Origin of the sequence: Occallatibacter sp., from assembly GCF_049582745.1 — a bacterium.
Classification (GTDB): Bacteria; Acidobacteriota; Terriglobia; order Terriglobales; family Acidobacteriaceae; genus Telmatobacter.
In genome coordinates, this window is record NZ_JBAUUO010000034.1 from 46115 (window position 1) to 72410 (window position 26296).

The following is a 26296-nucleotide window of genomic DNA, read 5'->3' on the forward strand; positions in this document are numbered from 1 at the left end:
TTTGAAAGGACCGCGCCCTAGGGATACAGTCCGGAAGCAATTAAGAGGTTCAAAGCGTTTCGGCTGGCAGCATACCCAGCGGGTGCTGGTGTGAGCTACCTGCGGGTCGAATACGGCAGCTCCCTGGAACTGCTGCTTGCCATCACGGGGCTGGTGTTGCTGATTGCCTGCGCGAATCTTGCCAACCTGATGCTGGCGCGGGCGAGCGTAAGGCAGCGCGAAATGGCCATTCGGATGGCGCTTGGTGCATCGCGCGGCCGCCTGTTGCGGCAGATACTGCTCGAAAGCGCGTTGCTGGCTGCGATTGGCGCGGCACTGGGTGTCGCCCTCGCGCAACCGCTGAGCCGTGCGCTGGTGCCTGCGCTGAACACGAGCCAGAACTCGATTCATCTGACGATTGCGCCTGATTGGCGCGTGTTGCTGTTTGCTGCCGTGGTTTCGATCGCAACCTGCGTACTGTTTGGAACGTTCCCGGCCATGCGCAATGCAAATGCGGAGCCGATTAGCTCGATCAAATCAGGCGAGCGCGGCGTTGTGGGCAATCGCGAACGATTCTCGGTGCAGCGCGCGATGGTGATTACGCAGGTGGCCGTTTCGATGGTGCTGCTGGTAGGGGCTCTTCTGTTTGTGCGTAGCTATCGCAACCTGATGACCATCAACCCCGGCATGCGGGAAAACGGAATCACCGTCGGATATTTCAATTTTCCACTTGCGAATATCAAGCCGGAGAACCTGGCGGCCTATAAGCGGCAACTCGCGGATGACGTGCGCGCGCTGCCGGGTATCGAGAATGCTGCCGGCACCACAAACGTTCCCTTGTCCGGAGGCAGCTGGAGCCATCACGTGGACGTGGGCCCGCTCGATGGATCGAGCAAGTTTACCTACGTGAGCCCGAGCTATTTTGCCACCTTGCGCATTCCGCTGCTGACAGGGCGCAACTTTACCGACCGCGACACCAACGATGCTCCTTTCGTCCTGATCGTGAACCAGACATTCATTCGAAAATACATTCGCACGCCCTCTCCTCTCGGCCAGCATGTGCACGTGCGGCCTGAGCCGCAGTATCCCGAGCGCACGTTCGAGATTATCGGGACAATTCCCGACACGAAGTATAGCGATATTCGCAATGAGACGCCCCCGATGGCGTTCGCGCCGATCGATCAGTTTCCCGTGACCGCGCAGGGGCCGGGGACGGCTATCATGTTTGCTGCGCGCGATCGCGTGGCGGCTGTAGAGACGGTGCGGCATATGTTCGAAGAGAAGCATCCGGGAACGATCATACAGTTCCAGGATTTCGAGCAGGAAATTCGCGACAATCTCGTGGGCGACCGCATGCTGGCCATGCTTTCAGGATTCTTCGGCGTGCTGGCCGCATTGCTGGTGGTGGTGGGTTTGTACGGCGTGCTGTCTTACTTCCTGGCACAACGGCGCAGCGAGATTGGCATTCGCATTGCGCTGGGGGCGAGCCGCGAGCGCGTTATCGGCGCGCTGCTGCGTGACGCGGTGGGGATGTTGCTTGTAGGGCTGGCCGCGGGAACGGTGCTGGCATTGTTGGCAGGCCGCGAAGCCAGCAGCATGCTTTTCGGACTGAAGCCCTCGGATCCAATGACACTCGCGGCCTCGGCCCTGCTGCTGGGCATCGTGACGCTGTTGACCAGTCTCGTTCCCGCACTCAAGGCGGCACACACAAATCCGATCAACTCGCTGCGCGTGGAATGACATTGTTGAATGGCTGCCGATTGACTTAGAGACTGATCTTGTCGTGTTCCGGCGGAATCGGGTCCGGAACTTCTTCTTCGTCACGGAGGGTGAGCACCGGGCAGCGAGCGTGCGCGAGAACGCGGTAGATCGTGCGATCGTGGGTGAGGTTGTGAATCGACGAGCGATGTGTTGATCCCAGCACGATGAGATCCGCACCGAGATCCACCGAAGCTGCGAGGATCTCAATCGCGGGGTGACCGTGCGCTACGCGAGTATCGACCTCGACGCAACAAGAATCAGTGGCGCCGATCTCCGCCGCGAGAATGCGCAACTCGCGCATCGCCGTCGAGTCCAGTCCTGTAGGCAGATGCTCGCGCTCCATCTCGTCGACCGGCGGCAACACATGCAGCAGAACCAGTCTCGCTTTGCGGTCAGAAGCAATCTGGCATGCAAGCGCTGCGCTCGGGCTTGAGGCCTCTCTTAACGTGGTGGCGTGCAAAACGACCCTTTGGCGGGCGTCGACGTTCACCTCGAGATGAGCCGCGGGTCCCACGGTAATGACCGGGAGATTTACCGAGCGCAGCACTTGTTCTGCCACGGAGCCGAGGAGCAGCTTGCTGACCTTGCTCCGGCTCCGGGTCCCGACAAATAAGCGATGTGCGTTGAACTGGCGCGTAGCGGCGATGATCTGCTGTGCAGGCGAGCCTTCGCGAACGATGGCATCGCAGGGAATCTCCTGCCCGCGTGCTTTCATTCTCCAGGGCTCCATCGTCCTGATCGCAAAATCGATAGCGCCTGCGGGATCGTAGTAGGGCATGCCTGCGGCGTCGGCCGCGATTCCAACTCCAGGGCCGAGAACGTGCAGCAGAATGATGCGCGCATTCGACTGGTGAGCCTGCTGCAGCGCAAATGGAATGAGCCGGTCCAGGTCGCTGAGATCCGTTGCGACCAGAATTACGGATGGATGGGCCCATCGGTTGAGTCCGGCGTCCGACATGGCACACACCTTGTACGCAAAAGCGTCGCACCGCAGACGTTGGCAGGATGTGCCGGGGCGCACGGGCGCAGGTGAGGTAAATCACGTAAACTTGCCCTTTCCGGGTGCTCCCAGGTCCCACGCAAGCCTCGTCTCTGCCTAAGAGGATAGACCAGTTTCGCATTGGGCTGAAGCACGCGATCGAGCCGGCTCAGTGCGAAACACGAAATGAAATTTACGGGTTTCCTGATTGCATCTTTATTTGGTTGCAATCTATTGTGGGGAATGGAACCCCAACCCCACACTTTCCATCCCTCTAAACATCCCAAAGAAAAATAAGCCATATTGCGGGCATTTTGACGCCCTATTCGCCGTACAGGCGGTCGCACTTTTCAAGGGCGCAGACCAAAAGAAAATTCGAAATTCTGGAGGACAGATGCACACGATTTATCCCCGTACCCAGAGTGTATTCATCGCATTTCTCATGGCGGCTGCCCTCGTCGTCGCCATGCCTTTCAACGGCTTGGCCCAGACATTTCGCGGCGGAATCAATGGAACCGTGACGGATGAGTCCGGCGCGGTTGTAACGGGAGCGGCGGTTGAAGCCACGGATTCTGCAACCGGCGTATCTCATAAGACCATCACTTCCAGCGCGGGCGAGTACAGTTTTCAGGACATGCCGCTCGGCGCCTACACCATCAAAGTCTCGACATCGGGATTCAAGGCATCGGTTGTGAAGAACGTGCCCGTAAGGGCGGGCGTGATCTACACATTGCCGGTGAAGCTTTCGGTGCAGACGACCGGCGAGACGGTTGAAGTATCGGCATCGGGGCTTGCGCTCGATACCACTTCAGCGACGCAAACGACCGATATTCCTGAGACGACGGTTCAGGACATTCCTTTGAACGGCCGCGATTTCACGCAGATGATCGGACTTGCACCCGGTTTTGCGGGATATGCGCTGGGCGGTTACGGATCGGTGAACGGCACGCGCGCCAACCAGATCAACTGGCAGATCGATGGCTCGGACAATAACGACTGGTGGCACAACATTCCGGCAGTGAACCAGGGCGGCGTTGAGAACATCGCAGGCGTCACGCTGCCGATCGATTCCGTCGCCGAATTCAGCCTGCAGACGCAGTCTTCGAGCGAGGTGGGCCGCAATCCCGGTGGAACCGTAAACCTTGTCACCAAGTCGGGAACCAATGGTCTGCACGGCACGGCCTATTATTACGAGCGCAACCAGGCATTAGCGGTGAGCAATCCGTTCAACACGCTGGGCGATCTGCCGCTCTCGAACGTGCAATGGGGCGCATCGCTGGGCGGCCCGTTCTGGAGAGATCACACCTTCTGGTTCGTGAACTTCGAAAAGCAGAAGTTCAACATCGCCACCGGCAACAGCGGTTACGAGCCCAACCAGTACTACCAGTCGGCAGCGATGGACGTTCTGCAAAACGCGGAGCACCAGTATGGAGATTACGATTCGGTTGCTGTGAATCCTGCCACGACGAATCTGCTCACGATTCTGTGGCCGGCCAATCTTCTCGCTGGAACGACGCCTGGGCCAGTTCAATCACCCGCTCCCGAATTCGGTTACAGCTACAACGGCGTTATCCATCTCGATCACACGTTCAGCCAGAAGCACAGTGTTTCAGCCCGTTCCTTTCTCGGCCAGGGTACGCAGACAGCGCCGGTAGGGCAGACGGATGTGAACCCGTGGTACTTTGAGATCGCTCCACTTCACGTTTACAACTACAGCGTGGCCGACAACCTGGTGCTGACTCCGTCGATGACGAACTCTTTGACGATCGGCGTGAACTACTTCAACCAGACGTTTTCAGATGCGAAGACCGGTTTCAATGCAGTTTCCGACGCCGGATTCATTACCGGATCAATCTTCCCGGAGAACGCACCGAACATCACGATCAGCGGGTTTGAGCCGACGGGGAACACTCCACCGGAAGGCCGCAATGACATCACCGGGAATCTTGATGACGCGTTCAACTGGACGATCGGCAAGCATCAACTTCGCCTCGGCGGCGGTTACCGTCACGCCCAGGTGAATGAATTCTATTGGCGGCACTCGACAGGCTCCTTCACCTTCAAGGGCACAGTGGGACCCTGGAGCGGGGATGCATCTCTCGATCCCAACGTGGCTGCGCTCGCCGACTTCATGGCAGGCTATCTCACCAAGGGTTCCATCGTGGCGGGCGATCCCGAACGCACGGTCTATTCCAATGGATTGGACTTCTTCTCGCAGGACAGCTATCAGGTTTCAAACTCGCTCAATGTGAATTTCGGATTGCGCTACGACTACATGCAGCCGATGCACGACAGCAAGAAAGACCTGTCGGTCTTCCGGCCGGGGACGACGCCGACCGGGATCGTGTTCCAGGGCGCGGACATCAGCAATATCTACGAGCCCGATTACACCAGCTTCAGCCCGCGGGTCGGTTTCAGCTATCAGCCAAGCTGGAGCGCCGGGACAGTGGTTCGCGGCGGCATCGGACTTTTCTTCGATACTCCGAATGCAAATCCGTTCCTCGACAACCGGCCGGGCAACAGCGCGCCGAACGGACTCGAAGGCAATCCAGGCGGATCGAATCCGGTGTTTACCATCACTACTCCAACCGGAGTTCCCGAGACGATCGTGGCCGGCGAGCAGATCATTCCAACAGGATCGCTCTCCTGCTCGGAGTCTTCGCCCTGCGGCGCGTTCAGCGTCGACAAGAACTTCCGCTCGCCCTACAACGTAAACTTCAGCCTGCAGCTTGAGAAATCAATCAACGGCAAAGCATTCTTCCAGCTTGGATACGTGGGCAGTGAAGGAAGAAAACTCCTCAGCCTGCTCAACATCAACCAGCCTCATCTGGGTGGGGCGCCCGGAGCGTTTACCGGTGTTCCGCCGGCGGGTTCGCCGGATGGCACGCCATGCACGTTTGGCGGGTTCTGCTATTCCGACATCAACCAGATCCAAAGCATCGGAACATCCAACTACAACTCGCTGCAGGCGATCTTCCGCACTACGGCGTGGCACCACGTAACTTCGCAACTGGCGTACACCTGGGGTCACAACCTCGATGAAGTTACGGCCTACCGAGGCGCGCTTCCGCAGGACAGCTACAACTTCAAGGGCGATTACGGCAACTCCGACTTCGATACGCGCAACACAGTGGTGGGATATATCAATTTCGACATGCCAACGTTTAAGGGGCCGAAGGCGCTCACGGGCGGTTGGGCATTTAACTCGGCGTTCTCGTTCAAGGGAGGGCAGCCCATCACGGTGTACAACGGAGACGACACGAGCGGCACCTATGAGTACACCCAGCGCGTGAATCAGGTTTCGAACCCGTTTTCCGGCGTGAGCCATAAGATAGTCAGCGACGGCGGAAGCAAGACGGTGCAGTGGTTTAACCCCGATGCTTTTGTGGAACCCGATGCAAACACCTGGGGCACCGTCGCCCGCAACAACATCTACGGACCCGGATTCTCCGACGTGGATTTCTCGGTGTTCAAGAATACAAAAATCGACATCCACGATTTCCCGGTGGATACGCAGTTCCGGGCCGAAATGTACAACGTGTTCAACCGGTTGAACCTGGCGAGTCCGTCCTGCAACCAGCTCTGCAACGACTACTACGGAGTTGGCGGCTTCGGCACAACAAGTTCGACGATCGGCTCGGGGAACTACTCGCCGGGTATCGGCCCCGGAGAGCCGTTCAACGTTCAGCTGGCTCTGAAGCTCATCTTCTAAGGCGGAAACCGTCACTCAAGTTTGAACGCAATGCCGGTCGTCAATAGCGGCCGGCATCTTTTTCTTCGGAGATTCGCCGTCCTATCATTTTCACCAGCAAAAAGCCCCGTCCGAGGACGGGGCTTTTTCAACTTAGGACTGACAACTTGGAACTGACAACTGCGTTCACGACAGATGCGTAAAGGGTGCCTGTTGCAGCCGCCGCGGCATCTCGGGCGGAACCAGTCCCGCAGTGTTGCTGTTCATCACTTCGGTGAAGTCCTTGCGGAAGGCCATCATCTCATCTGCCGTTCCGACGGTGATGCGCAAGCTGTTGGGCCATGCGGGCCAGATGCGACCGACATACATGTCTTTCGCTGCCAGCGCGGCCTGCACTTCTTTGCCGGGCTTGCGGACGTCGAGCATGAAGCAGTTGCTCTCTGAAGGTGTGCAACGATAACCCTCGCTCTTGAGCCAGGCCAGCGTTTGCATACGGGTGTTGGCAATGATCTTCTTACGTGTCGAGACGAGGTCGGCGTCGAGCAGACTTGCTTTGGCTGCTGCAACCGCAGTAATGGGCAGCGCATTCATGCCGCCCAACGACGAGATCTTCGCCAGCAGATCAGGCCGGCCGATGGCAAACCCCATGCGGAGCCCAGCCATGCCATAGAGTTTGGAGAAGGTGCGCAGAACGACGACGTTCTTGCCCTCTTTTACGAAATCGAGCGACCGCGGCGCATCGCAGAGGTGGATATAGGCCTCGTCAATCAGGAGGACAGTGTCCTTGGGTGCATTGGCAACGGCGTACTCAATATCGCTGCGGGGCGTGCAGGTGCCGGTTGGGTTATTGGGATTGCAGAGGTAAATCACGCCGGGATTCGAAGCGGCAGCGAGCATGGCCTTGATGTCGTGCCTGGCTTCGCCCTTGGGATCGGCCAGCGGCACCTTGATGACCGACGCGCCGCTCACCTTGGCTGCCCACATAGGTGCTTCGTAGCCGGGATCGGCGGTGACCAGCGGTCTGTCCTTGCTGGTGAAGGCGAGTACCGTGTAGTGCAGTGGAGCGCTCGAACCGGCAAACGGAATCACCGATTCGGCGCTGAGGCCTTCCTGCTTGGCGAAGATCCCTGTCAATTCCTCTTCGCCGCTGAACAGGTAACGGCCGCCCCGCGGCACGATGTCGATGATGGCCTGGCGGGCAGCTTCAGAGGGCCCCATCGGGTTCTCGTTGGCATCGATGTGGATGCCCTTATTGGGGTCGGCAAACCTGGGACGTTCGGCGTAGGCGAGATGCGCCTCGGTGAGGATAGGCAGGCTGGCCACCGCGGAGGCTCCGGCGGCGAAACGGAAGAAGCTGCGGCGGGAAATTCCGTTGGGAGCTAAAGGATCGACGGTCGGGTACATCGGCAGGACTCCTTTGGTTGGAAATGGAGTTGGACAGACCACCGCCGCGAACGCGGCGAAATGCAAGACCGGAAGAATGAGGGACGAGGGAAGGGGAATGACAATCCCATAACCCAAGGTATCGCTCTGAGACGGCAAAAACAAGCGAGAAATGCGGATTCGACGCTGAGCCGACCGGTTGGGCGAATCGGGCGAATTTTCTGCTAAGCTTCTGTCAGCGCCAGGGACGCATCCGGTCCGCGGAAAGGGCTTTAAGCCCACCCGATTTGTTCAATTTCACACACCTTCTTTCAGCCCGCACCGCGGACATCGGGCGCAACAATGAAAGGAGGCAGCATGCCCGCCGAATCTGCAGAATCCCCTCGTCAACTCCCCGACCGTCCCAATCTTCGCTACCTGAAGGACGAGGCAAAAGCGCTTCTCAAGGCCGGCGAAGCCGCGTCGCTCAGCGAGTCGCAACGGATGGTTGCGCGCATGTACGGCTTTGCAAGCTGGCCTCGACTCAAAGCCCATGTCGACGAAAAGAACATCGGCGAAGAAGTCATTGAGCTGAAGCAGGCGATCGACACCAATGATCTCGATCGCGTGCAGCATCTGATGAAGCAGAACCCCGCGCTGCATCGCGCCCCAATCGGGTACGAAGAAAACGGCCCGCTGACCTGGGTGGCTGAGTGCCGCGTGCCGTGGGAACCACCGACTCCGGTCAGGCTCGCAATGGCACAGTGGATGATCGATCACGGATCGGATATCCATCAAGGGGGCGACGGTCCGCTGATGCGCGCAGCCCTCAGGGATGATCGCATTCCGATGATGGAACTGCTCGTGCGAAACGGTGCGGACGTGAATGCAGAGTGGGGCGGTTTCTTCCCGATTATTTTCGCGCCATGCGAAACACTCGCGCCGGAATCGCTGCAATGGCTGATCGATCACGGCGCCAATCCCGATTGTGCGAGGGCTGGACGAAAGTATCCAGATTCCGCACTGGACTATGTGATTGGCACGTATTCACGCTCAGAACGCCTGCGCGCATGCATTGATATTCTGCTCGTCACCGGCTGCCCGGCGAGACGCAACATTCCCGCAGCCCTCGAGATTCTGCGCGGACACATCGACCGGTTGCGCGAACTTCTCGACGCCGACCCTGGGTTGGTAAACCGGCGATTCGGGGAACTCGATTTCGGAAGCACGGGGAGTCGAAGTCTCACACTCCGCGGTGGATCATTGCTCCATGTCGCAGCGGAATACGGAGATGTCGAGGCGGCTCAGTTGCTTCTGAGTCGCGGCGCGGATGTCAATGCCCGCGCGGAGATCGACGAAGAGGGTGTTGGCGGACAAACGCCAATCTTTCACGCTGTCTCACAGTTTTTCGATTTTGGTCTGCCCATGGTGGAGCTTCTGGTGATGCACGGCGCCAGTCTCGGAGTCTCAGCCAGGATTCCCGGCCACTATGATCGGCCGGAAGAGGTGGTCGAATCCACGCCCTTTGAATATGCGCTGCAATTCCCGGGGGGAGAAAACAAGACAACGGCATTCCTTCGAGCGGCGGGCGCGCCAGGGTAAGCGAATTTTGTCCGCCATCCGTAGGTGTTGTGCCAACGGCCTACTGTGTTAGACTCCGTGCCGGAAAACGTATCCCTTTGGAACGACTCGAATTCCCTGGGGCTGCTGCGTCGAAGATTCCCGGCCATAATTTTTTGTTTGAAAGCTTGACAACTCGTGGAGTAAACCCATTTACTTATGGGCGAACGTCCGCGTCGCAACAGGATGTATTCACCCGATTGCAGGTGACACAATGCTCGCTTCAGTTCCTGGCTTAACCGCCGCAGGAATGCCCCCTTCACCAGCGGCGCTGCTCGCCCTCGCCGCACCGTCACTGGCACATTTGAGCTGGCTCGACATCGCCATCATCGCGATCTACTTCGTGATGGTGATCTGGATCGGCTTCTACCTGAAAGGGCAGGCTAATACCAGCGAAGAGTTTTTCATGGCCGGGCGCGAAATGACGGCGTGGATTGCAGGCCTGAGCTTTGTCTCGGCGAACCTGGGCTCGCTGGAACTGATGGGCTGGGCCGGATCGGCGTATCAGTACGGCATCCTCGCGGCACACTGGTACTGGGTCGGCGCGATTCCGGCGATGCTCTTCCTGGGCATCGTGATGATGCCGTTCTACTACGTGTGCAAGACGCACTCCGTGCCCGGCTACCTGAAGCTGCGCTACGGACAAGGCGCCAGCACCGTCTCCGCTTTTTCGTTTGCCTTCATGACCGTGCTGATGAGCGGCGTCAACATGTTCGCGATGGCCGAAGTGATGAAGGTTGTTCTCGGCTGGGATCTGAACTTCTCCATCATTGTTTCGTCTCTGGCGGTGGCGGCATACGTGGCGCTGGGCGGATTGCGCTCGGCAATCTTCAACGAAGTGCTGCAGTTCATGCTGATTTGGGGCGGGGCACTGCTGGTGCCAATTCTGGGCCTGGTCGAGGCGGGCGGCTGGAACGGATTCAAGGCGAAGCTCGCGCACAATATTGCGACCGGCGCAACAGCTCCCGGCGACTATACGCACATGTGGCGCAGCATGGGCCACTTCACCGACAACCCGATGGGGATTCACTGGACCGGCATCGTCTTCGGTCTCGGATTCGCAATCAGCTTCGGCTACTGGACGACCGACTTCCTCGTTGTGCAGCGCGTTCTCTCCGCACACAACCTGCGCTCTGCACGCATGGCTCCGATCATCGGCTCGTTCTTCAAAATGGCTGTGCCGTTCATCGTGATTTTGCCCGGCCTGCTCGGACTCGTTGTTCTGCAGAATGGGGACGGCAGCCTGATGCATCTGGTGGGGCAGAACCTTGTTACTCCGGGTTCTGGGCTGCACAGCTACAACGAGGTTCTGCCGTTGATGATGGTGCGCTACATGGCACCCGGTCTGCTCGGGCTGGGAATTACGGCCCTGATTGCCGGATTCATGAGCGGCATGGCGGGCAACGTCAGCGCCTTCTCGGCCGTGTGGACTTACGACATCTATCAGCCGCTCATCAGGAAGAATGCTCCTGATGAACATTACGTCACAGTGGGACGGTGGGCCACGATTCTTGGTGTCATTGTCTCCATCGGCACCGCGTACCTTGTGATGAGCGCAGCGGGCATCATGGACTACGTTCAGGCGCTCTTCAGCTTCTTTATTTCGCCACTGCTGGGCGTGGTGCTGGTAGGCATGTTCTGGAAGCGCGCTACCAAGGAAGGCGGCTTCTGGGGACTGCTGATGGGCACCGTCACCTCGATCGGGCTGTGGGGTTGGGTGAAGGCCGATCCCTCGGCGTTGCGTTTCGTCGCAATTTCGCCAAATGCGAAGGACATGGCAGAGAACATGTACCGCGCACTCTGGTCGGTTATTGTTGCGATCCTCGTCAACGTGATCGTCAGCCTGCTCACGAAACCCAAGTCCCTGGCGGAACTCAACGGCCTGGTATACGGCGCCACAAAGCTGCCAGTGGAAGAGCCGGTGCCCTTCTACAAGAACGAATACTTCTGGCTGGTCATCGCCATTATTCTGTTCCTCGCCCTCAACGTTTATTTCTGGTAAGGAGGTCGCATGCATTCCGGCCATATTTCGATCTGGTTTTTCATTGGAGTTTTGCTCACGGTTTATGGAGCAATGATCTTCGGCTATGGACTGTGGGAATTGGCTACGCATCACCTGGCCAACGTAGTTTTGAATACCTTGCACGCCCCGGTGTGGTGGGGTGGTTCGATGTTGCTCGTCGGCCTTTTTTACAGCCTGCGTTTTCGCCCGGGCCGCAACGGTTAGTGCGGCAATTGAAGGAGCTTGAATCATGGCAGCACAAAGAAAGATGACGTTTGGAGTCATTGTCGGAAACCGGGGCTTTTTTCCGGATCACCTGGCCAAGACCGGGCGAGAAGAAATCATCTCAGTACTGGAGGGCGCGGGAGCGAGCGCGATCGTTCTCGGGCCCGAACAATCCAAGTATGGCGCGGTGGAGACATACACCGAAGCGCAGCATTGCGCCGAACTCTTCAAGCAGCACGCCGAGGAGATCGACGGCATTATCATTACGCTGCCGAATTTCGGCGAAGAGCGCGGCATCGTGGATGCGATTCGACTTTCAGGATTGAAGGTCCCGGTGCTGGTGCAGGCCACGCCTGACCGCTCCGAAGCCATGACCATTGCCACGCGTCGCGACAGCTTCTGCGGAAAGATGTCGGCGTGCAACAACATGATGCAATACGGCATCAACTACTCGCTGACCACGCTGCATACCGAAGCGCTGACATCGGCGGAGTTCAAGGCAGATCTCGAATGGTTCTCAGCCGTCTGCCGCATCGTGAAGGGGCTGAAGAACCTGCGCATCGGCGCCATTGGCGCGCGTCCCACGGCATTCAACACGGTCCGCTATTCCGAACGCATCTTCGAGACCAGCGGCATCACGATCGAGACAATTGATCTGTCAGAGATATTCGGCCGCATCAACCGCATGACGGACAACGACGATGCGGCACAGGGCAAGTTGGCTGCGATCAAGAAATACGTCACCACCGCCGGTATCCCCGACGAAGCGCTGATGAAGATGGCTAAGCTGGGCGCTGTGATTGACGGCTGGATGAAGCAGTCGCACATCACCATCAGCGCTGTGCAGTGCTGGACATCGATGGAGGAATTCTTCGGCGTGGTGCCCTGCACCATCATGAGCATGATGTCGAACGACTTGATTCCTTCAGCCTGTGAAGTCGACGTGCCCGGCACGCTGAGCATGTACATGATGGCGCTGGCGAGTGGCACGCCCTCCGCGCTGCTTGACTGGAACAATAACTACGGCAGCCATCCCGACAAGTGCGTGTGCTTCCACTGTTCGAATTTGCCGAAGCACTTCTTCAAAGACGTAAAGATGGACTATCAGGAGATCATCGCCGGTACCGTGGGCAAGCTGAATACTTTCGGCACATGCGTGGGCCGCGTGAAAGCGGGCGCGATGAGTTTTGCGCGCTACTCCACCGACGATCGCCGCGGCATTGTGCGGGGATATACCGGCGCGGGCCGCTTCACTGACGATCCGCTGGAGACTTTCGGCGGCGCAGGCGTAGCGGAGATTCCGCACTTGCAGAAGCTGCTGAAATATATCTGCCGCGAAGGATTTGAGCACCACGTCGCGGCAAACTTCAGCGATGTATCGAGGCCGGTGCATGAGGCTGCCCGCTACATGGGATGGGAAAGCCACTATCATCCGCATCTCGAGGACTGATTTATTTGCAATGTGAAGGCGGGCGTTGACTGCTGCGTCGACGCCCGTAGTCGTTTGAGGAGATTGTTATGGAGACGGCAAGCATGACCAAGCGGATCAATAAAGACCTGGTGGTGAACGGGACCACGGTTGTGACTGAGACGGCATGGAACGAAGAATTGAATGCCAAGCATGACAAGCTGGTTGCCTGGCTACGTGCGCAGGAACTGGAAGGCGTGCTACTTCGCCGCCACGAGAACATTGCCTGGCTGACGGGCGGCGCGGCGGAGGTTCGCGTACTGACGCCGGGAGAGACCGGCGTGGCTTCGCTGCTGGTTACGGCGGAGGGCAAGCGTTATTACTTCACCACCGAGAATGAAGCACCCCGCCTGAAGGACGAGGAATTTGGCGCGCTTGATTTCGAGCCAGTGCTGTTTCCGTGGTACGGCGACGATACGATAGCGGCTGCGCAACGAATGGCAGGCGCGCACCTTGGCTCTGACACGCCCGGCCCTGGGCTGATACCGGTCAATCTCTATCCGCTCCGCCAGTCCCTGGGCGAGAGCGAAATTGCGCGCTATCGCTGGCTGGGTGCGCAAACGGCCGATGCTACGGTGGAATCGCTTCACCAGGTCGAACCGGGGTTGAGCGAATACGATCTTGAAGCGATTACCGCATCGAATCTTTTGCGGCGCGGCATTATGCCGTCGGTCTATCTCTTCGCGGTTGACGAACGCATCTACAAGTACAAGCACGCGGTCGCGCGTGGTGCGCGGCTGAAGAAGTACGGGATGCTCAATCTCTGCTCGCGCAAGTGGGGATTGGCGATTTCGATTACGCGCTTCGTTCATTTCGGCCAACTTCCGGCTGAGCTTGAAGCGCGGTTCAAATCGGCTTCGCAGGTGAATGCTGCATTGCTGGATGCAACGAAGGTCGGCGCGACTTCGGCGGAGTTGTTCCGTGTGGCGCAGGCTGCGTACGCCGCCGAAGGTTTTCCCGGCGAAGAGAGATTCCATCACCAGGGCGGAGCTACCGGGTATGGCGAGCGTGAGTGGGTGGCAACGCCCGAAGGACAGCAGACTGTCGTCAACAATCGAGCTTTTGCCTGGAATCCGAGCATTCGCGGGGGCAAGGCGGAAGACACAGTGATCTTGCGCGATGGCAAGATTGAGTGGCTGACGGCGACGCCGGAACTGCCTGTGATCAATGCAACTGCGAATGGAAAGGTCTATCCCGCGGCGGGCGTGCTAGTGATGTAAAGCAGGGAATAGGGATTAGGGAACAGGGGAGTAGAAAGTAGAATCAGCTACTCTGCTTTCGCTACCTCTAATGGCTGAAGCGTCAATCGCGCAGTAAGGACGACGAGCGCGGCCCACAATACATCGGCGCCCAACAAATGCGCGACCTGCAGCCACACCGGGGCCAGCAGCACCACATCGAGCACGCCCAAAACGTATTGCGCGGCAAGCAGAATCAGGACCAGCGCCGACAATCCACGATTGTCCCATTCGGTGGTCCGCCTGGCTGCGCGCACCAGGATCCAGATGAGAAGAATGCTTGCGAGGAAGGCGATCGTTGGATGCGTCCAACGCCAGCGCACCAGCCAGCCGCTTGTCGAAGAAAAATCCTCGGCCAGCGCGGATCCAAGCGATGCTGCCGGGAAGAGCGTATCTCCCAGCGCTGCGAGCGAACCCGTCACGCCTACGACGAGCACAACCAGGATTCCGGCGATTGTGCCGAAGGGGGCGACCAGGCGAATTTCGTTACGCAGATATCCGCGCTTGCGGCTGAGCATATGCGCGGTCAGCGTGAGAGCGGCCAGCAGCAGCAGCGTGTTGGTGAGGTGCAGCGCGAGATACCAGGGCCGCAGCGGCGACTGGCTCTGCGCGGTCAGGCCAAGCTTGACGAGCAGCGCGCCGATGATCGCCTCAATCAACGTAAAGACGACTACGGCCACGGCACACCTGCGTGCCAGATGTCCGCGAACCGTCGCCGCAAAAGTCCATATCAGCAAACCAACGGCAGAGAAGAACGACAGTCCGCTGGTGATGCGGTGGGTGAATTCGATGATCGTGTTGGTGCCGGGCGAGTATTGCAGCACAGTTCCGTTGCACAAGGGCCAGTGATCGCCGCAGCCCGCACCCGCACCGGTCGCGCGCACCACGGCGCCCCACAAAATGACGGCTACAAAATACGCCAGCACTCCCCAGGCAAAGCTTCGAAGAGCTGGCGAGGGGAGCGGGTTCAGGCGAATCGGCGTTGCGACACTATGCATGAAGGATAAATTCGTGTTCACCAATCAGTTTAGAACAAGCACGTCTCTGCGGGTGCGGACCGCCGCTTTGCGGGAATCGTCAGTCGCCGAGCAAGCGAACCACATGATTGACGATGATGAGGTCTTCGGCAGGCGGGATCACGCGAATCTCAACGCGCGAAGTGTCGGCTGAAATCGTCGCCTCGCCGCGCACGTTGTTCCGTTCCGGATCGATCACGATGCCGAGCGCTTCCAGTCCCGTGCAAACTTCGGCGCGGCATGCGATGTCGTTCTCGCCGATGCCGCCAGTGAAGACCAGCATGTCGAGTCCGCCCAGTTCGGCGACGTAGCCGCCGATCCACTTCTGGATTGTCCAGACGAACTTGTCCACAGCCAGCCGCGCCTTCGCGTTGCCTTTGCCGATGGCTTCGCGCAGATCGCGCATGTCGTTGGAGAGGTCGCTGACGCCTAACAGTCCGGCCTTCTTGCTTGCTACCGTCTCGAGTTTATCTGCCGCCTCGCTTGCGTCACTGGCGGTCTCTGCAATTTTGCGCAGGATAAAAAGGAGCACGCCGGGGTCGATGTCGCCGGTGCGGGTTCCGCTGATAATGCCGCCGGTCGGCGTGAGCCCCATCGAAGTATCCACGCAGGCGCCCTTACGAATGGCCGAAATCGATGCGCCATTGCCCAGGTGCGCCACGATCAGCTTCTCCGGTACGGTTGGCTGCAACTGGTACACAATCGATTCATACGAAATTCCATGCGCCCCAAAGCGCCGCACGCCCATCGCCGAATACTCCTCGGGAATGGGCATGTGCGTCACCACTTCGGGCATGGTGCGATGAAAATATGAGTCGAGACACACAAAGTTCGGCACGCCAGGAAATAAACGCAGCGACTCGCGCATGATGTAGACGGCGATCGGCGTGTGTAGCGGTGCGAACGCGGTGTACTTTTCCATTTCGTCGATTAGCGCGGGCGTGATGAGCTGATTCTCAAGAACCGTGGGACCGCCGCACACCATGCGATGACCGATGGCTTTAGGAGCAGGGAACTGGCCGGAGTGAAGCGTCTTTTCGACGAGCGAAAATGCGACAGAGCGGTTCGGAAGGTGTGGTGTCTGATCGACGAGTTTTTGGCCGGTGGCATCGTTGATCCAGAACTTTCCATTGTCGGTGCCGATCCCATCGACTGCACCTTCAAAAATCTTCGTGCGCTCGCCGTAGTCGGCTTGATACATTGCAAACTTGATGGAAGATGAACCGCTGTTTAAGACCAAAATCGGTAAAGACGACATTCAAACAAACCCCTTGCTTTAAATTTGAACTTCTTCCTGACAAATCTATGCGCAGGTGCATAACTCCCGCAGGGGCCAAAGCCCTGGATTCAGGCCGCTTTCTATCGGCACGGCTAAAGCCATGCCCTTTCAAAACAGCAACGCTCTTCAAAGCTGAGGCAGCGGCGGATCTAACTGCTCTTGCCGGGCTGCCAGTGCCAGTTCTGAATTTCGGGCAGGTCTTCGCCATTCTCCGATACGAAGAGCCGATGCCGCTGGATCTCCTCGGAGTACCATTGGCGCGCCTCGTCGACCTGCGCCGCCAACCTCGATACGCGCGTGATGGCGTCGAGCGCAAGCTGAAAGCGATCGATGTTGTTCAGCACGCACATGTCGAACGGCGTGGTCGTTGTGCCCTCTTCCTTGTAGCCGCGCACGTGCAGATTGTCGTGATTATGGCGGCGATAGGTGAGGCGGTGGATACCCCATGGATATCCGTGAAATGCAAAAATCGTCGGTACCTTTGGCGGGAATACGGAGTCATATTCTTCGTCCGACAGGCCATGCGGATGTTCGGACGACGGTTGCAGCGTCATCAGATCGACCACGTTGACAAAGCGAATGCGCAGGTCGGGCGCCTGTGTGCGAAGCAGCATTACCGCCGCGAGCGCTTCCATTGTCGGCACATCGCCACAGCTGGCGATCACAACATCGGGATTGCCGTTGTCATTGGAGGCCCACTTCCAGATACCGAGGCCGGTGGTGCAGTGGGCGACGGCTTCATCCATCGTGAGCCATTGCGGAGCCGGCTGCTTGCCGGCGACGATCAGGTTGATGTAGTGCTTGCTGCGCAGGCAGTGATCGGCGACGGAGAGCAGGGTATTCGCATCGGGCGGAAGATAGATGCGCACCACATCTGCTTTTTTGTTCACCAGGTGATCGATGAATCCTGGATCCTGGTGCGAAAAGCCATTGTGATCCTGCCGCCAGACGAGTGAACTCAGCAGGTAGTTAAGCGATGCGATGGGCTTGCGCCATGGAATCTGACGCGTCACCTTCAACCACTTGGCATGTTGATTCACCATTGAATCGATGATGTGAATGAACGCCTCGTAACAGTTGAAGAATCCATGGCGACCGGTAAGCAAATAGCCTTCGAGCCAACCCTGACACATGTGTTCGCTCAGGATTTCCATGACGCGACCAGTCCGCGAGAGTTCTTCGTCAACCGGAAGCGTCTCGGCCTCCCAGGTTTTACCGGTTCCGACGATTACATCCTGCAGTCGATTGCTGGCCGTTTCGTCGGGACCGAAGACGCGGAAGTTCTTCGTGTCCTTGTTCGCTTCCATCACGGCATGCAGCATCTTGCCCAGGACGCGTGTGGATTCGGCGGTCGTAGCTCCCGGCGTGTCGACCTTTACCGCAAAATCGCGAAAGCTCGGCACCTTGAGCGGCTGCCACAGCAAGCCGCCATTCGCATGTGCATTCATGCCCATGCGCAGCCGGCCTTTTGGCGCGATGTCGGCGAGCTCTTCACGGAATGCACCTTTCTCGTCGAAGAGCTCTTCAGGCTTATAGCTGCGCATCCAGTCCTCAAGCAGGCGCAGATGATCGGGCTTCTCGCGCAGTTCGGCAAACGGAACCTGGTGAGCGCGCCAGGTGCCTTCCACCGGCTTGCCATCAACTTCCTTCGGTCCGGTCCAGCCTTTGGGCGTGCGCATGATCAGCATGGGCCACGCAGGGCGATCGGTCGATCCGCCTTCGCGCGCCGCTTTCTGGATGGCGGCGATGCGGTCGAATATCTGGTCGAACACGGCGGCGGCCTTCTGGTGCATGGTCGCCGGGTCGTGTCCCTCGAGTGTGAAGGGCTCGTATCCGTAGCCCCGCATCAGATCTTCAAGTTCCGCATGAGGAATGCGCGCCAGGATCGTCGGATTTGCGATCTTGTAGCCGTTCAGATGCAGAATCGGCAACACCGCACCGTCGGTGGCAGGATTGATGAACTTGTTCGAGTGCCAACTGGTGGCCAGCGGCCCGGTTTCCGCTTCGCCGTCACCTACGACGCAAGCGACGATCAGGTTGGGATTGTCGAAGGCTGCGCCGTAGGCATGAACGAGCGAGTAGCCCAGTTCGCCGCCTTCGTGAATCGAGCCCGGCGTCTCCGGTGCCACGTGGCTGGGAATTCCGTAGGGCCAACTGAATTGGCGGAACAAACGCTTGATGCCGTCGCGGTTCTGCTCGATGTGGGGATACATCTCGGAGTACGAGCCTTCAAGGTATGTGTTCGCGACAAGTCCCGGTCCGCCGTGTCCCGGACCAATGATGTAGATCATGTCGAGGTGGCGCTCACGGATGAGGCGGTTCCAGTGCACGTAGAGGAAGTTGAGGCCCGGCGTCGTTCCCCAATGACCGAGCAGCCGGGGCTTCACGTCGTCGAGGGTGAGGGGGCGTTTAAGCAGTGGATTGTCTTTGAGATAGATCTGACCGACGGAAAGGTAGTTAGCGGCGCGCCAGTAGGCGTCCATCTTCTTGAGGAGGTCGGGACTGAGAGGGCCTTCGGTTCTTGCTTCGGTCCGGTTGATTTCGGTCGTAGCGCTGGTCATGGAGCACCTCGGGGGAAAGAATTGCGTTCAAGTCCAGCCTAGCAGTGAAGTGTTAACGCGTGGGTGATTGAAGTCACAATCTGCTGAGATGCAGACTCACAGGACGGGATGGTTGGTCGATGCGGGTTCTGCGTGGTTGAGGATCGAACACGAATCGCAATGGCACGAGACGTTGGTGCGGAATGGCAGATTCTGCGTGATGAAGTTGCCAGCTAACCACGGTGTGTGGCTTCGGAGCGTGGTCACCGGCTACTACCAATACCATGCTGTCCCCGGCAACATCGATCAGTTGCGCATCTTCAAAAGACGCGTAAATCGACTCTGGCGTAAGGTACTGGTTCGTCGTAGTCAACGCGCGAGGAAGAAGTGGGAGAAGTTTGCTCCGATCTTCGACAGTTGGATACCACCACCTCGCGTTCTACACCCTTATCCCGACTGGCATAGGTTGAAGATGTACGAAGAAAGCTGGCTGCTGCGAAGTCAACATTACCCAACGCAAAACGACCGCGTATCGGAATAACTTTCTGAACGCGGCCTATCAAGATTTACTGTCACAACGTGACTAGCGATTGACGCCGGAGGCGGAGGCGAAGCCTGCGGCTTGCGCGGCAGGGATGTCGGTAGGGGGTTTGGGGCCGTTGAAGGAGGCGCCAGGGGCGTTGATGGCGTCAGAGTAGTCGGGACCGAGGCCTAGCTTCTTGAGGGCGCGGGAGTCGGGCATGAGCTTGGTTTGCCAGCCCTGGTCAGACTGGTATTTCTGCATTGCAGCCATGGTTGCGGCGTCCCACTGCCCGGTGGGTTCCCCGGTCATATAGTGCTCCCGGATGAGGGCTTTCTGGATTTCGGTGGCACGGGCGGGATCGATGGCCTGCTGGCCGTGGAGCTTTTTGTGGCGGGATTTGGCGCTCGCCTTTGTGGATTTGCCGGAATGGTGGGCTGAGCGGGCGTGAGAACTCGAAGACTTCTTATGAGTCGGGGTGGCAAAGGCCGGGGCGGCGCAAAGAACGGCGGAAAGCAAAAACGCCAGGCTCGCTCGGAATAAAAGCATGCTGGATACCTCTGGAGATTAAGATCCTGGACGTTGGAGCGAATTCTACTGGAACGTCCATCGAGTGTGCCAATAAAAAGGAATTGGCAGCGGGAAACGGAGAAAACGAAAGTTCGGCAAGAAAAAACGAAAGTCCAATGCTTCTGGTGTACCTTCGTCGGCCGGTATAGATTTGTGACGTCTATCGCATTGCACAGAGAAGAACAGCCCGGCGAAGGCACATTTCTCAGGGGCTAAAAGTCCGACGCTCATTTTGTTGCATTTGCGGCCTGGCTCACCCAGAGGGTCCCCGCATGCCCTTGTTACAAAGCACTGGGCTCGTCGAGCTTTTCAGTTAGCTGTAAAGTCGTGCCCTAACACAAAACGAGATCCGTCATGCCTTTACGTTTGTTTGAGCCCGTCCTGCAGATTGAAGTCGTGCCCGGATACTTGGTTGGCGTTCAACGGCACGAGTTAAGTTAAGTCGTGCCCTGACGCTTCTTGCCACTTGCGAAAGTTAGATGCCGGGGAGGAGCGAGGGGCTGGGTGCTCGCTCCCCGGCGTGAACCGTTGCTACAGGGTCCCCCCTATGTAGCTGATTCCATTTTCCGGATGGTGGGGATCCATGACCTCGAATACCACGTCGTCTCCTGTTTTGAGGTTTTTCACGACGGCATCGAATTGATCCTTGGTTCCGGTCGGGTGCTTGTTGATGCGGGTAATGACGAGTCCAGGTACGAGCCCCTGCAAGTCAGCGAAGGAACCGGTGCGGACGGACTGGATCATGACGCCGGAGATGTGCAGTTTAGCGGCGGTCTGATCGGGGATCTGGCGAACGACGAGTCCGAGCTTTTCGCCGGCTTCGCTGGCGCTATCGGGAGCGTTTTGCTGGGGCTGACCGGTCATTTCGGCGAATACCTTATCGCGGTCGCCGACGGTGACGGTGGCGTCGTTCTGTTTACCGTCGCGCATGAAGCCGAGGCGAATGCTGGAGCCGGGACGGCGGCTGGCGATGTCGTTGACGAGGTCGTCGCCATCCTTGATGGAGCGGCCGTCGATGGACGTGATGATGTCGCCGGGCTTGATGCCGGCCTTGTCTGCGGGTCCTCCAAGCTCGACCTGGCTGACCAGCACGCCATTCTTGAAGCCGTAGACGCGATTAATCGCGCTGGAAAGGCCGGAGTGGAAGGAGATGCCGATCGATCCGCGGGTTACCTTGTGGCTGGGGCTGACGAGGTCGTTGTAGACGGAGACGACGGTGTTGGAGGGCATGGCGAATCCGATGCCCTGATAGCCGGCGGATTGAGTATAGATGGCGGTGTTGACGCCGATTACTTCGCCATTCATGTCGAGTAACGGACCGCCGGAGTTGCCGGGATTGATGGCGGCGTCAGTCTGGATGAAGTGCTGGAACTGGCCGGCGACACCGGGCTCGATGGTACGGTTTTTGGCGGAGACGATGCCTGCGGTGACGGTCTGGGCGAGGGCGAAGGGGCTGCCGATGGCTTCAACCCAGTCGCCGACCTGGGCCTTATCGGAGTTGCCCATTTTGACGGTAGGCAGGGGCGTATTGGTATCGATCTTGATGACGGCGAGGTCCGTCGCCTTGTCAATGCCGATGACGCGTGCGGGACGCCCCTCGTCAACGTTGTCGGGATCGGTGGAAAGCTTCACCCAAATCTTGTCGGCTTTTTCGATGACGTGGTTGTTGGTGATGATGTAGCCCTTGGGATCGACGATGAAGCCGGAACCGAGGGATTCGCGGACCTGGCCATCGTCACCGCCGTCACCCTGATCGGGGACCTGGCCGCCGAAGAAGCGATTGAAGAAGTCCTGGAAATTATTCTGGCCCTGACCTTGTCCCTGTCCTCCGTCCTGATCCGGATTGTCGTCATCGTCGCCGGGGTTCTGGGGATTGGGCTGCACGCGGCTGTGGGGATTGAGGCGGTGTCCTTTGAGGTCGGCGGACTTGGGTAGGGTGCGGGTATTGATGTTGACGACGGCGGGTCCAACGGCCTTGGCGATCTTGACGAACGGGTTGGGCTCGACGGTAGAGTCGACGACTTTGAGAGGCGTGGCATCGCTGCTGTCGCTGGTTCGTTCCTGTCCGCGCACTCCGTGAGCCGCGAAGGAGCCGCCGATGAGGGCGGTAGAGACGGTGGCGAGGATAAGGAACGTCGATGCAAGACGGTTCGCGCGCAGGCGTGCAAGAAGGGATTTCATCGGTTCGAAGACCTCTTAACGTGATCAGCCAACAGGGCTGGGAAATTTCAAAGCGCCAAATTCAAGTATAGCCAGTCTGAGCCGTTCCTCTGACATGCCACGAGGCCGGGGCCGGGAGGGTCGAATGTGTGGGTTGAAAAGCAGGGCCGCTCCCAGGGAGAGAAATGCAAAACATTCTCTCTATATAGGGGGTGTCACGGGCAAACAGTGTTGCACGAGGCGTGCTAACATCCGGCATGGCGTCCCCCTTAAAGTGGTGCAGATTCATGACGATTACGGCTGCGACGTTGGCGGCCGGGGCGGTGGTGTGCGCGGGACAGACGCGGGCGGTGCAGAGTGCCCAGGGACCGGATGCGGCTGGATCGCAGCCCACCATGCTGGACCGGATCAACCAGATGCTGGCGGGCGGGAAGAGAGCGTGGACCGATGACCAGATCCACACAATGGAACTGCTGCGCGATGCGGCGATGAAGAGCGAGTACGCGTACAACGAACTTGAGCACCTGACGGACAATATCGGGCCGCGGTTGAGCGGGTCGCCGCAGGCACAGAAGGCGGTGGATTACGTTGCGGGCGAGATGCGGGCGCTGGGTGCGGAGGTGACTCTGGAAAAGGCTTCAGTGCCGCATTGGGTGCGGGGCCTGGAGACGGCCGAGCTGACCGTGTGGCCGGGGCAGACCCAGGGAACGACACAGAAGGTTGTGCTGACGGCGCTGGGGGGAAGCACAGCGACTCCGCCGGAGGGTCTGACGGCAGAAGTGGTGGTGGTTGACAACTGGAGCCAGTTGCACGCGCTGCCGGCGGGCGCGGTGAAGGGGAAGATTCTGCTGTTCAATCATCCTTTTGACAAAGAGCTTGCGGCGACGGGACATGGTCTCGAGGCGTATGGGAGCGGCGTGGTGTATCGCGGTGCTGGGCCGATTGCGGGCGCTGCGCTGGGAGCGGTCGCAGTGCTGGTGCGGAGCGTGGGGGGAGCAGATTTTCGACTGCCGCATACGGGCCTGACGGAGTATGCGCCGGGCGCGCCGAAGATACCGGCAGCAGCGGTGACGGCCGAGGACGCGGAGATGCTGAAGGTGCTGGCAGGCGAAGGGCCGGTGACGATGCATTTGACGCTGACTCCGCAGACGCTGCCGGATGCGCAGAGCTACAACGTGATCGCGGACTGGAAGGGGACGGAGCATCCGGAGCAGGTGGTGGTGGTGTCGGGACACCTGGACTCGTGGGATTTGGGCACAGGCGCGATTGACGACGGCGCGGGCGTGGCGGTGTCTATGCAGGCGATCCAGCTGATGAAGGAGTTGGGGATTCATCCGCGGCGGACGGTGCGCGTGATTGCGTGGATGAGCGAGGAAGAGGGATCGCAGGGTGCGGCGGCATATATGAAAGAGCACACGGCGGAGATGGGAAATCATGTGGGCGCAATCGAGAGCGATCTGGGCGCGGATCATCCGACGGGAATCTACTATGCGGGAAAAGCTGAACTGGGGCGGTGGTTAAGGCCGGTGGCGCAGGTGCTGGATGCAAATGGAGCGGGTTTGCTGGAAAGTGCGCCGGAGACAGGCGAGGATATTGCGGGAATGACCGAAAAGGGAGTGCCGAGTTTTGCGCCCGTGCAGGACAGCCGGTTCTATTTCAACTATCACCACACGGCGGCGGATACGTTCGACAAGATCGATAAAAGGCATTTGAACGAGAATGCGGCGGTGATGGCTGTGCTGGTGTATGCGCTGGCGGATTCGGGGGAAGCGGCAATGCGGTAAGGCAGTTCTGAGTTCGGAGGCCTTAGTTCAGAGTTAGAGGCTCATCAACTGGCTAACGGAATCAGCTATCCATCTTGTCGCGTGGAGGAACGATTCGGGGGATGGATCGCGGTCGGCGCCAGGACAGGATTGCACCAACGACAGACGCGATGAGCAGGAGCGCTAGCGTTGGGAGGCACAGCATCACTTGAAACCAAAAGAGCAGGAACGGACCCCGTTCGCTGTCCTCAATGCGCGTGTGTGCGAATGCGTCGTAAAGCGGGAATACAGTGTATCCGCTCGATAGGGCGAGCGTGATTTGAAGCAGGAGCAGAGCGGCGAGGACGACGATCGCCTTTCCCAAAAACGTCCTGTCTCGCCACCAACTCCTTATGATCATTGGTTTCTGCCGCAAAGCTGACTTAGTCGGGGGCGCCGTCTTCTTCGGGGTTGTGGACGTGGACGGGTTCTACGTCTTCGAAGGAGGTGTGCTCGTCACTGACCTCGGCGGTGTGGTGGGCGCGGTAGATCATGATCTTCTCGCTGACATAGAGATACGGATGATAGAAGATGAAGCCCACGATGGCGCAGATGATTCCGACGAGCGAGAAGAAGATGGCGCAGACCTCGAGATAGCCGAGCAGGACGAACGGCTTGATGACGATGTTGCGTGCAGGCCCGAGGATGAGCATGGTGCCGGCCTCGATCGCGAGAAGGCCGGACGCGACCAGCAGGACCGTGGCGCAGAGGGCAAGGAGCCTTGCGGGTCCACGGAGATTTCTCCATGGCGATTGCACTGCGTTTTCCTTTCGGGAGTGGTGCTCAACGGGGGCCTTGCTTTCAATTGTGCTACAAGGCAGCGGCGCGAGCCAATCAAATCACAATTAAAGGCTCAGGGGAGGAACACCTGCGCAGAACGTCGTGGAATCGTGGAGGGAGAGCCGGTGGGGAGTCGGTCAGGCTTCGTGGGCGGTGGGGACGTGTGGCTGCGGGACGAGTTCAGTGAGAGCGATACCGACGAGGATGAGGAGCGCGCCGGAAGCGGGGCGGAGGCCGAGGCGCTCGCCGGTTACGAGAAAAGAAGTGATCCATGCAAAGACAGGCTCGAGAGTGAGCAGGAGCGCGATGTGCGTGGAGGGCAGAACGGACTGGGCCCAGCTCTGAATGGAAAAGGCTGCGGCAGTGGCGAGCGCGGCAGCGATGACGAGCGCGATGATGAGGCGGGCGGTGAAGTGAACGTGGGGGCGTTCGATGAAGGGAAGGCTCGCGGCCATGAAGAGGGAACAGAAGCCGACCTGAAGGATGGCGAGGGGTTTGAAGGGAATGCGGGGCGAGACGTGTCCGAGGGCGATGCAGTGGAAGGCGAATGCGATGGCGCAGCCGAAGGTAAGGATGTCGCCGAGGTTCATGGACGAGAGATCGGGAAGCAGAGAGAGGGGGAATGCGTTCCCGGCAACACTTGGCGAGGTGAGGAAGAGGATGCCGAGGAAGGCGAGCGCGGCGCCGAGGAAGGCATTCCAGCGAGGTGCGCGAGCGCCGGGGGGACGCAGCGCGGGCACGATGGAAAAGAGTGGCACGAGAACGACGACCAGTCCGGTGATGAATGCGGATTTGGAGGGTGTGGTGCGGACGAGGCCGATGGTTTGGAACTGGTAACCTGCGGCGAGGCAGAGGCCGACAAGCGCGCCGGCGGCGATGTGGCTGCGGCGGATGGTGCGCCAAGAGCGGTGATACGCGACGGCGAGGAGCGCGAAGGCCAGCGTCATGCGAATGAGATTGAAGGCCGCGGGCGTGGCGTCGGCGAGCGCGCCTTTGATGAGGACGAAGGTCGATCCCCAGACGGCGACCACGAACGTCATCAGCAGGTAGGCGCGGAGTTTCATGTTTTTTGATTATGTCAGGCGGTGGTTGGGAGGGCCATGTGGTCTCCCACTCATGCCGCGATGAAACTGCGGCATCAATGGGGCACCTCTGACCGAGGTGGAATGGAAGGTCGCAAGAAGCAGGTCCTTCACTTCGCATGCCCCACGAACGCTCGCGTTCGCGGGGCCCCAATGCGCTTCGTTCAGCGACTGTCTGGATTGTCAAGGGCGGGTTGGTGGAAAAGCGGAAAACGGTGGGAC

19 protein-coding genes are annotated in these 26296 nt (G+C 59.0%); 9 read left to right on the plus strand and 10 right to left on the minus strand.

Annotated elements, in window-relative coordinates:
- The first annotated feature begins 90 nt into the window (after positions 1 to 90).
- On the plus strand, positions 91 to 1719 hold the full coding sequence (locus tag WCA10_RS04415) for an FtsX-like permease family protein (RefSeq protein WP_472821284.1): 1629 nt from the start codon (positions 91 to 93) through the stop codon (positions 1717 to 1719).
- Between the two features lie 25 nt (positions 1720 to 1744).
- On the opposite strand, the gene WCA10_RS04420 is transcribed toward WCA10_RS04415, so the two are convergent.
- Positions 1745 to 2698, minus strand: a complete 954-nt coding sequence (locus WCA10_RS04420) for a universal stress protein (protein ID WP_472821285.1) — start codon at positions 2696 to 2698, stop codon at positions 1745 to 1747.
- Between the two features lie 415 nt (positions 2699 to 3113).
- Here WCA10_RS04420 and WCA10_RS04425 point away from each other — a divergent pair, with 415 nt between their 5' ends.
- Positions 3114 to 6431, plus strand: coding sequence for a TonB-dependent receptor (locus WCA10_RS04425; RefSeq protein WP_472821286.1), 3318 nt, complete (start codon positions 3114 to 3116; stop codon positions 6429 to 6431).
- A 165-nt stretch (positions 6432 to 6596) separates the two neighbouring features.
- Here WCA10_RS04425 and WCA10_RS04430 read toward each other — a convergent pair whose 3' ends face one another.
- A complete protein-coding gene (locus WCA10_RS04430; protein WP_472821287.1) occupies positions 6597 to 7814 on the minus strand; it encodes a pyridoxal phosphate-dependent aminotransferase in 1218 nt (405 codons plus the stop codon).
- A 336-nt stretch (positions 7815 to 8150) separates the two neighbouring features.
- Between WCA10_RS04430 and WCA10_RS04435 the strand changes: the two genes are divergently transcribed.
- From WCA10_RS04435 to WCA10_RS04455, 5 genes are all read left to right on the plus strand, one after another.
- Positions 8151 to 9374, plus strand: a complete 1224-nt coding sequence (locus WCA10_RS04435; RefSeq protein ID WP_472821288.1) for an ankyrin repeat domain-containing protein — start codon at positions 8151 to 8153, stop codon at positions 9372 to 9374.
- Between the two features lie 268 nt (positions 9375 to 9642).
- On the plus strand, positions 9643 to 11394 hold the full coding sequence (locus WCA10_RS04440; protein ID WP_472821289.1) for a sodium:solute symporter family protein: 1752 nt from the start codon (positions 9643 to 9645) through the stop codon (positions 11392 to 11394).
- 9 nt (positions 11395 to 11403) lie between these two features.
- Positions 11404 to 11619: a hypothetical protein gene (locus tag WCA10_RS04445; RefSeq protein WP_472821290.1), complete on the plus strand. Its 216-nt coding sequence runs from the start codon at positions 11404 to 11406 to the stop codon at positions 11617 to 11619.
- Positions 11620 to 11644: 25 nt separating this feature from the next.
- Positions 11645 to 13069: an L-fucose/L-arabinose isomerase family protein gene (locus tag WCA10_RS04450; protein ID WP_472821291.1), complete on the plus strand. Its 1425-nt coding sequence runs from the start codon at positions 11645 to 11647 to the stop codon at positions 13067 to 13069.
- Between the two features lie 68 nt (positions 13070 to 13137).
- Positions 13138 to 14307: a M24 family metallopeptidase gene (locus WCA10_RS04455; protein WP_472821292.1), complete on the plus strand. Its 1170-nt coding sequence runs from the start codon at positions 13138 to 13140 to the stop codon at positions 14305 to 14307.
- 47 nt (positions 14308 to 14354) lie between these two features.
- On the opposite strand, the gene WCA10_RS04460 is transcribed toward WCA10_RS04455, so the two are convergent.
- From WCA10_RS04460 to WCA10_RS04470, 3 genes are all read right to left on the minus strand, one after another.
- The gene (locus tag WCA10_RS04460; protein WP_472821293.1) at positions 14355 to 15323 is read right to left on the minus strand and encodes a COX15/CtaA family protein; all 969 of its coding nucleotides are present in this window, start codon (positions 15321 to 15323) and stop codon (positions 14355 to 14357) included.
- Positions 15324 to 15402: 79 nt separating this feature from the next.
- Positions 15403 to 16599, minus strand: coding sequence for an acetate/propionate family kinase (locus tag WCA10_RS04465; RefSeq protein WP_472821294.1), 1197 nt, complete (start codon positions 16597 to 16599; stop codon positions 15403 to 15405).
- A 170-nt stretch (positions 16600 to 16769) separates the two neighbouring features.
- The gene (locus WCA10_RS04470) at positions 16770 to 19181 is read right to left on the minus strand and encodes a phosphoketolase family protein (RefSeq protein WP_472821295.1); all 2412 of its coding nucleotides are present in this window, start codon (positions 19179 to 19181) and stop codon (positions 16770 to 16772) included.
- Between the two features lie 199 nt (positions 19182 to 19380).
- Between WCA10_RS04470 and WCA10_RS04475 the strand changes: the two genes are divergently transcribed.
- A complete protein-coding gene (locus tag WCA10_RS04475) occupies positions 19381 to 19701 on the plus strand; it encodes a hypothetical protein (protein ID WP_472821296.1) in 321 nt (106 codons plus the stop codon).
- Positions 19702 to 19743: 42 nt separating this feature from the next.
- On the opposite strand, the gene WCA10_RS04480 is transcribed toward WCA10_RS04475, so the two are convergent.
- A complete protein-coding gene (locus WCA10_RS04480; protein ID WP_472821297.1) occupies positions 19744 to 20229 on the minus strand; it encodes a peptidoglycan-binding domain-containing protein in 486 nt (161 codons plus the stop codon).
- 552 nt (positions 20230 to 20781) lie between these two features.
- Positions 20782 to 22431, minus strand: coding sequence for a trypsin-like peptidase domain-containing protein (locus WCA10_RS04485; RefSeq protein WP_472821298.1), 1650 nt, complete (start codon positions 22429 to 22431; stop codon positions 20782 to 20784).
- 266 nt (positions 22432 to 22697) lie between these two features.
- On the opposite strand from WCA10_RS04485, the gene WCA10_RS04490 reads away from it, so the two are divergent.
- Positions 22698 to 24194, plus strand: coding sequence for a M20/M25/M40 family metallo-hydrolase (locus WCA10_RS04490; RefSeq protein ID WP_472821299.1), 1497 nt, complete (start codon positions 22698 to 22700; stop codon positions 24192 to 24194).
- A 61-nt stretch (positions 24195 to 24255) separates the two neighbouring features.
- Here the strand turns inward: WCA10_RS04490 and WCA10_RS04495 are convergent, their stop codons facing one another.
- The 3 genes from WCA10_RS04495 to WCA10_RS04505 form a co-directional block, all read right to left on the minus strand.
- Positions 24256 to 24573: a hypothetical protein gene (locus WCA10_RS04495; protein WP_472821300.1), complete on the minus strand. Its 318-nt coding sequence runs from the start codon at positions 24571 to 24573 to the stop codon at positions 24256 to 24258.
- A 22-nt stretch (positions 24574 to 24595) separates the two neighbouring features.
- The gene (locus WCA10_RS04500) at positions 24596 to 24970 is read right to left on the minus strand and encodes a hypothetical protein (protein ID WP_472821301.1); all 375 of its coding nucleotides are present in this window, start codon (positions 24968 to 24970) and stop codon (positions 24596 to 24598) included.
- 159 nt (positions 24971 to 25129) lie between these two features.
- Positions 25130 to 26056: a DMT family transporter gene (locus WCA10_RS04505; RefSeq protein WP_472821302.1), complete on the minus strand. Its 927-nt coding sequence runs from the start codon at positions 26054 to 26056 to the stop codon at positions 25130 to 25132.
- Between the last annotated feature and the right edge of the window lie 240 nt (positions 26057 to 26296).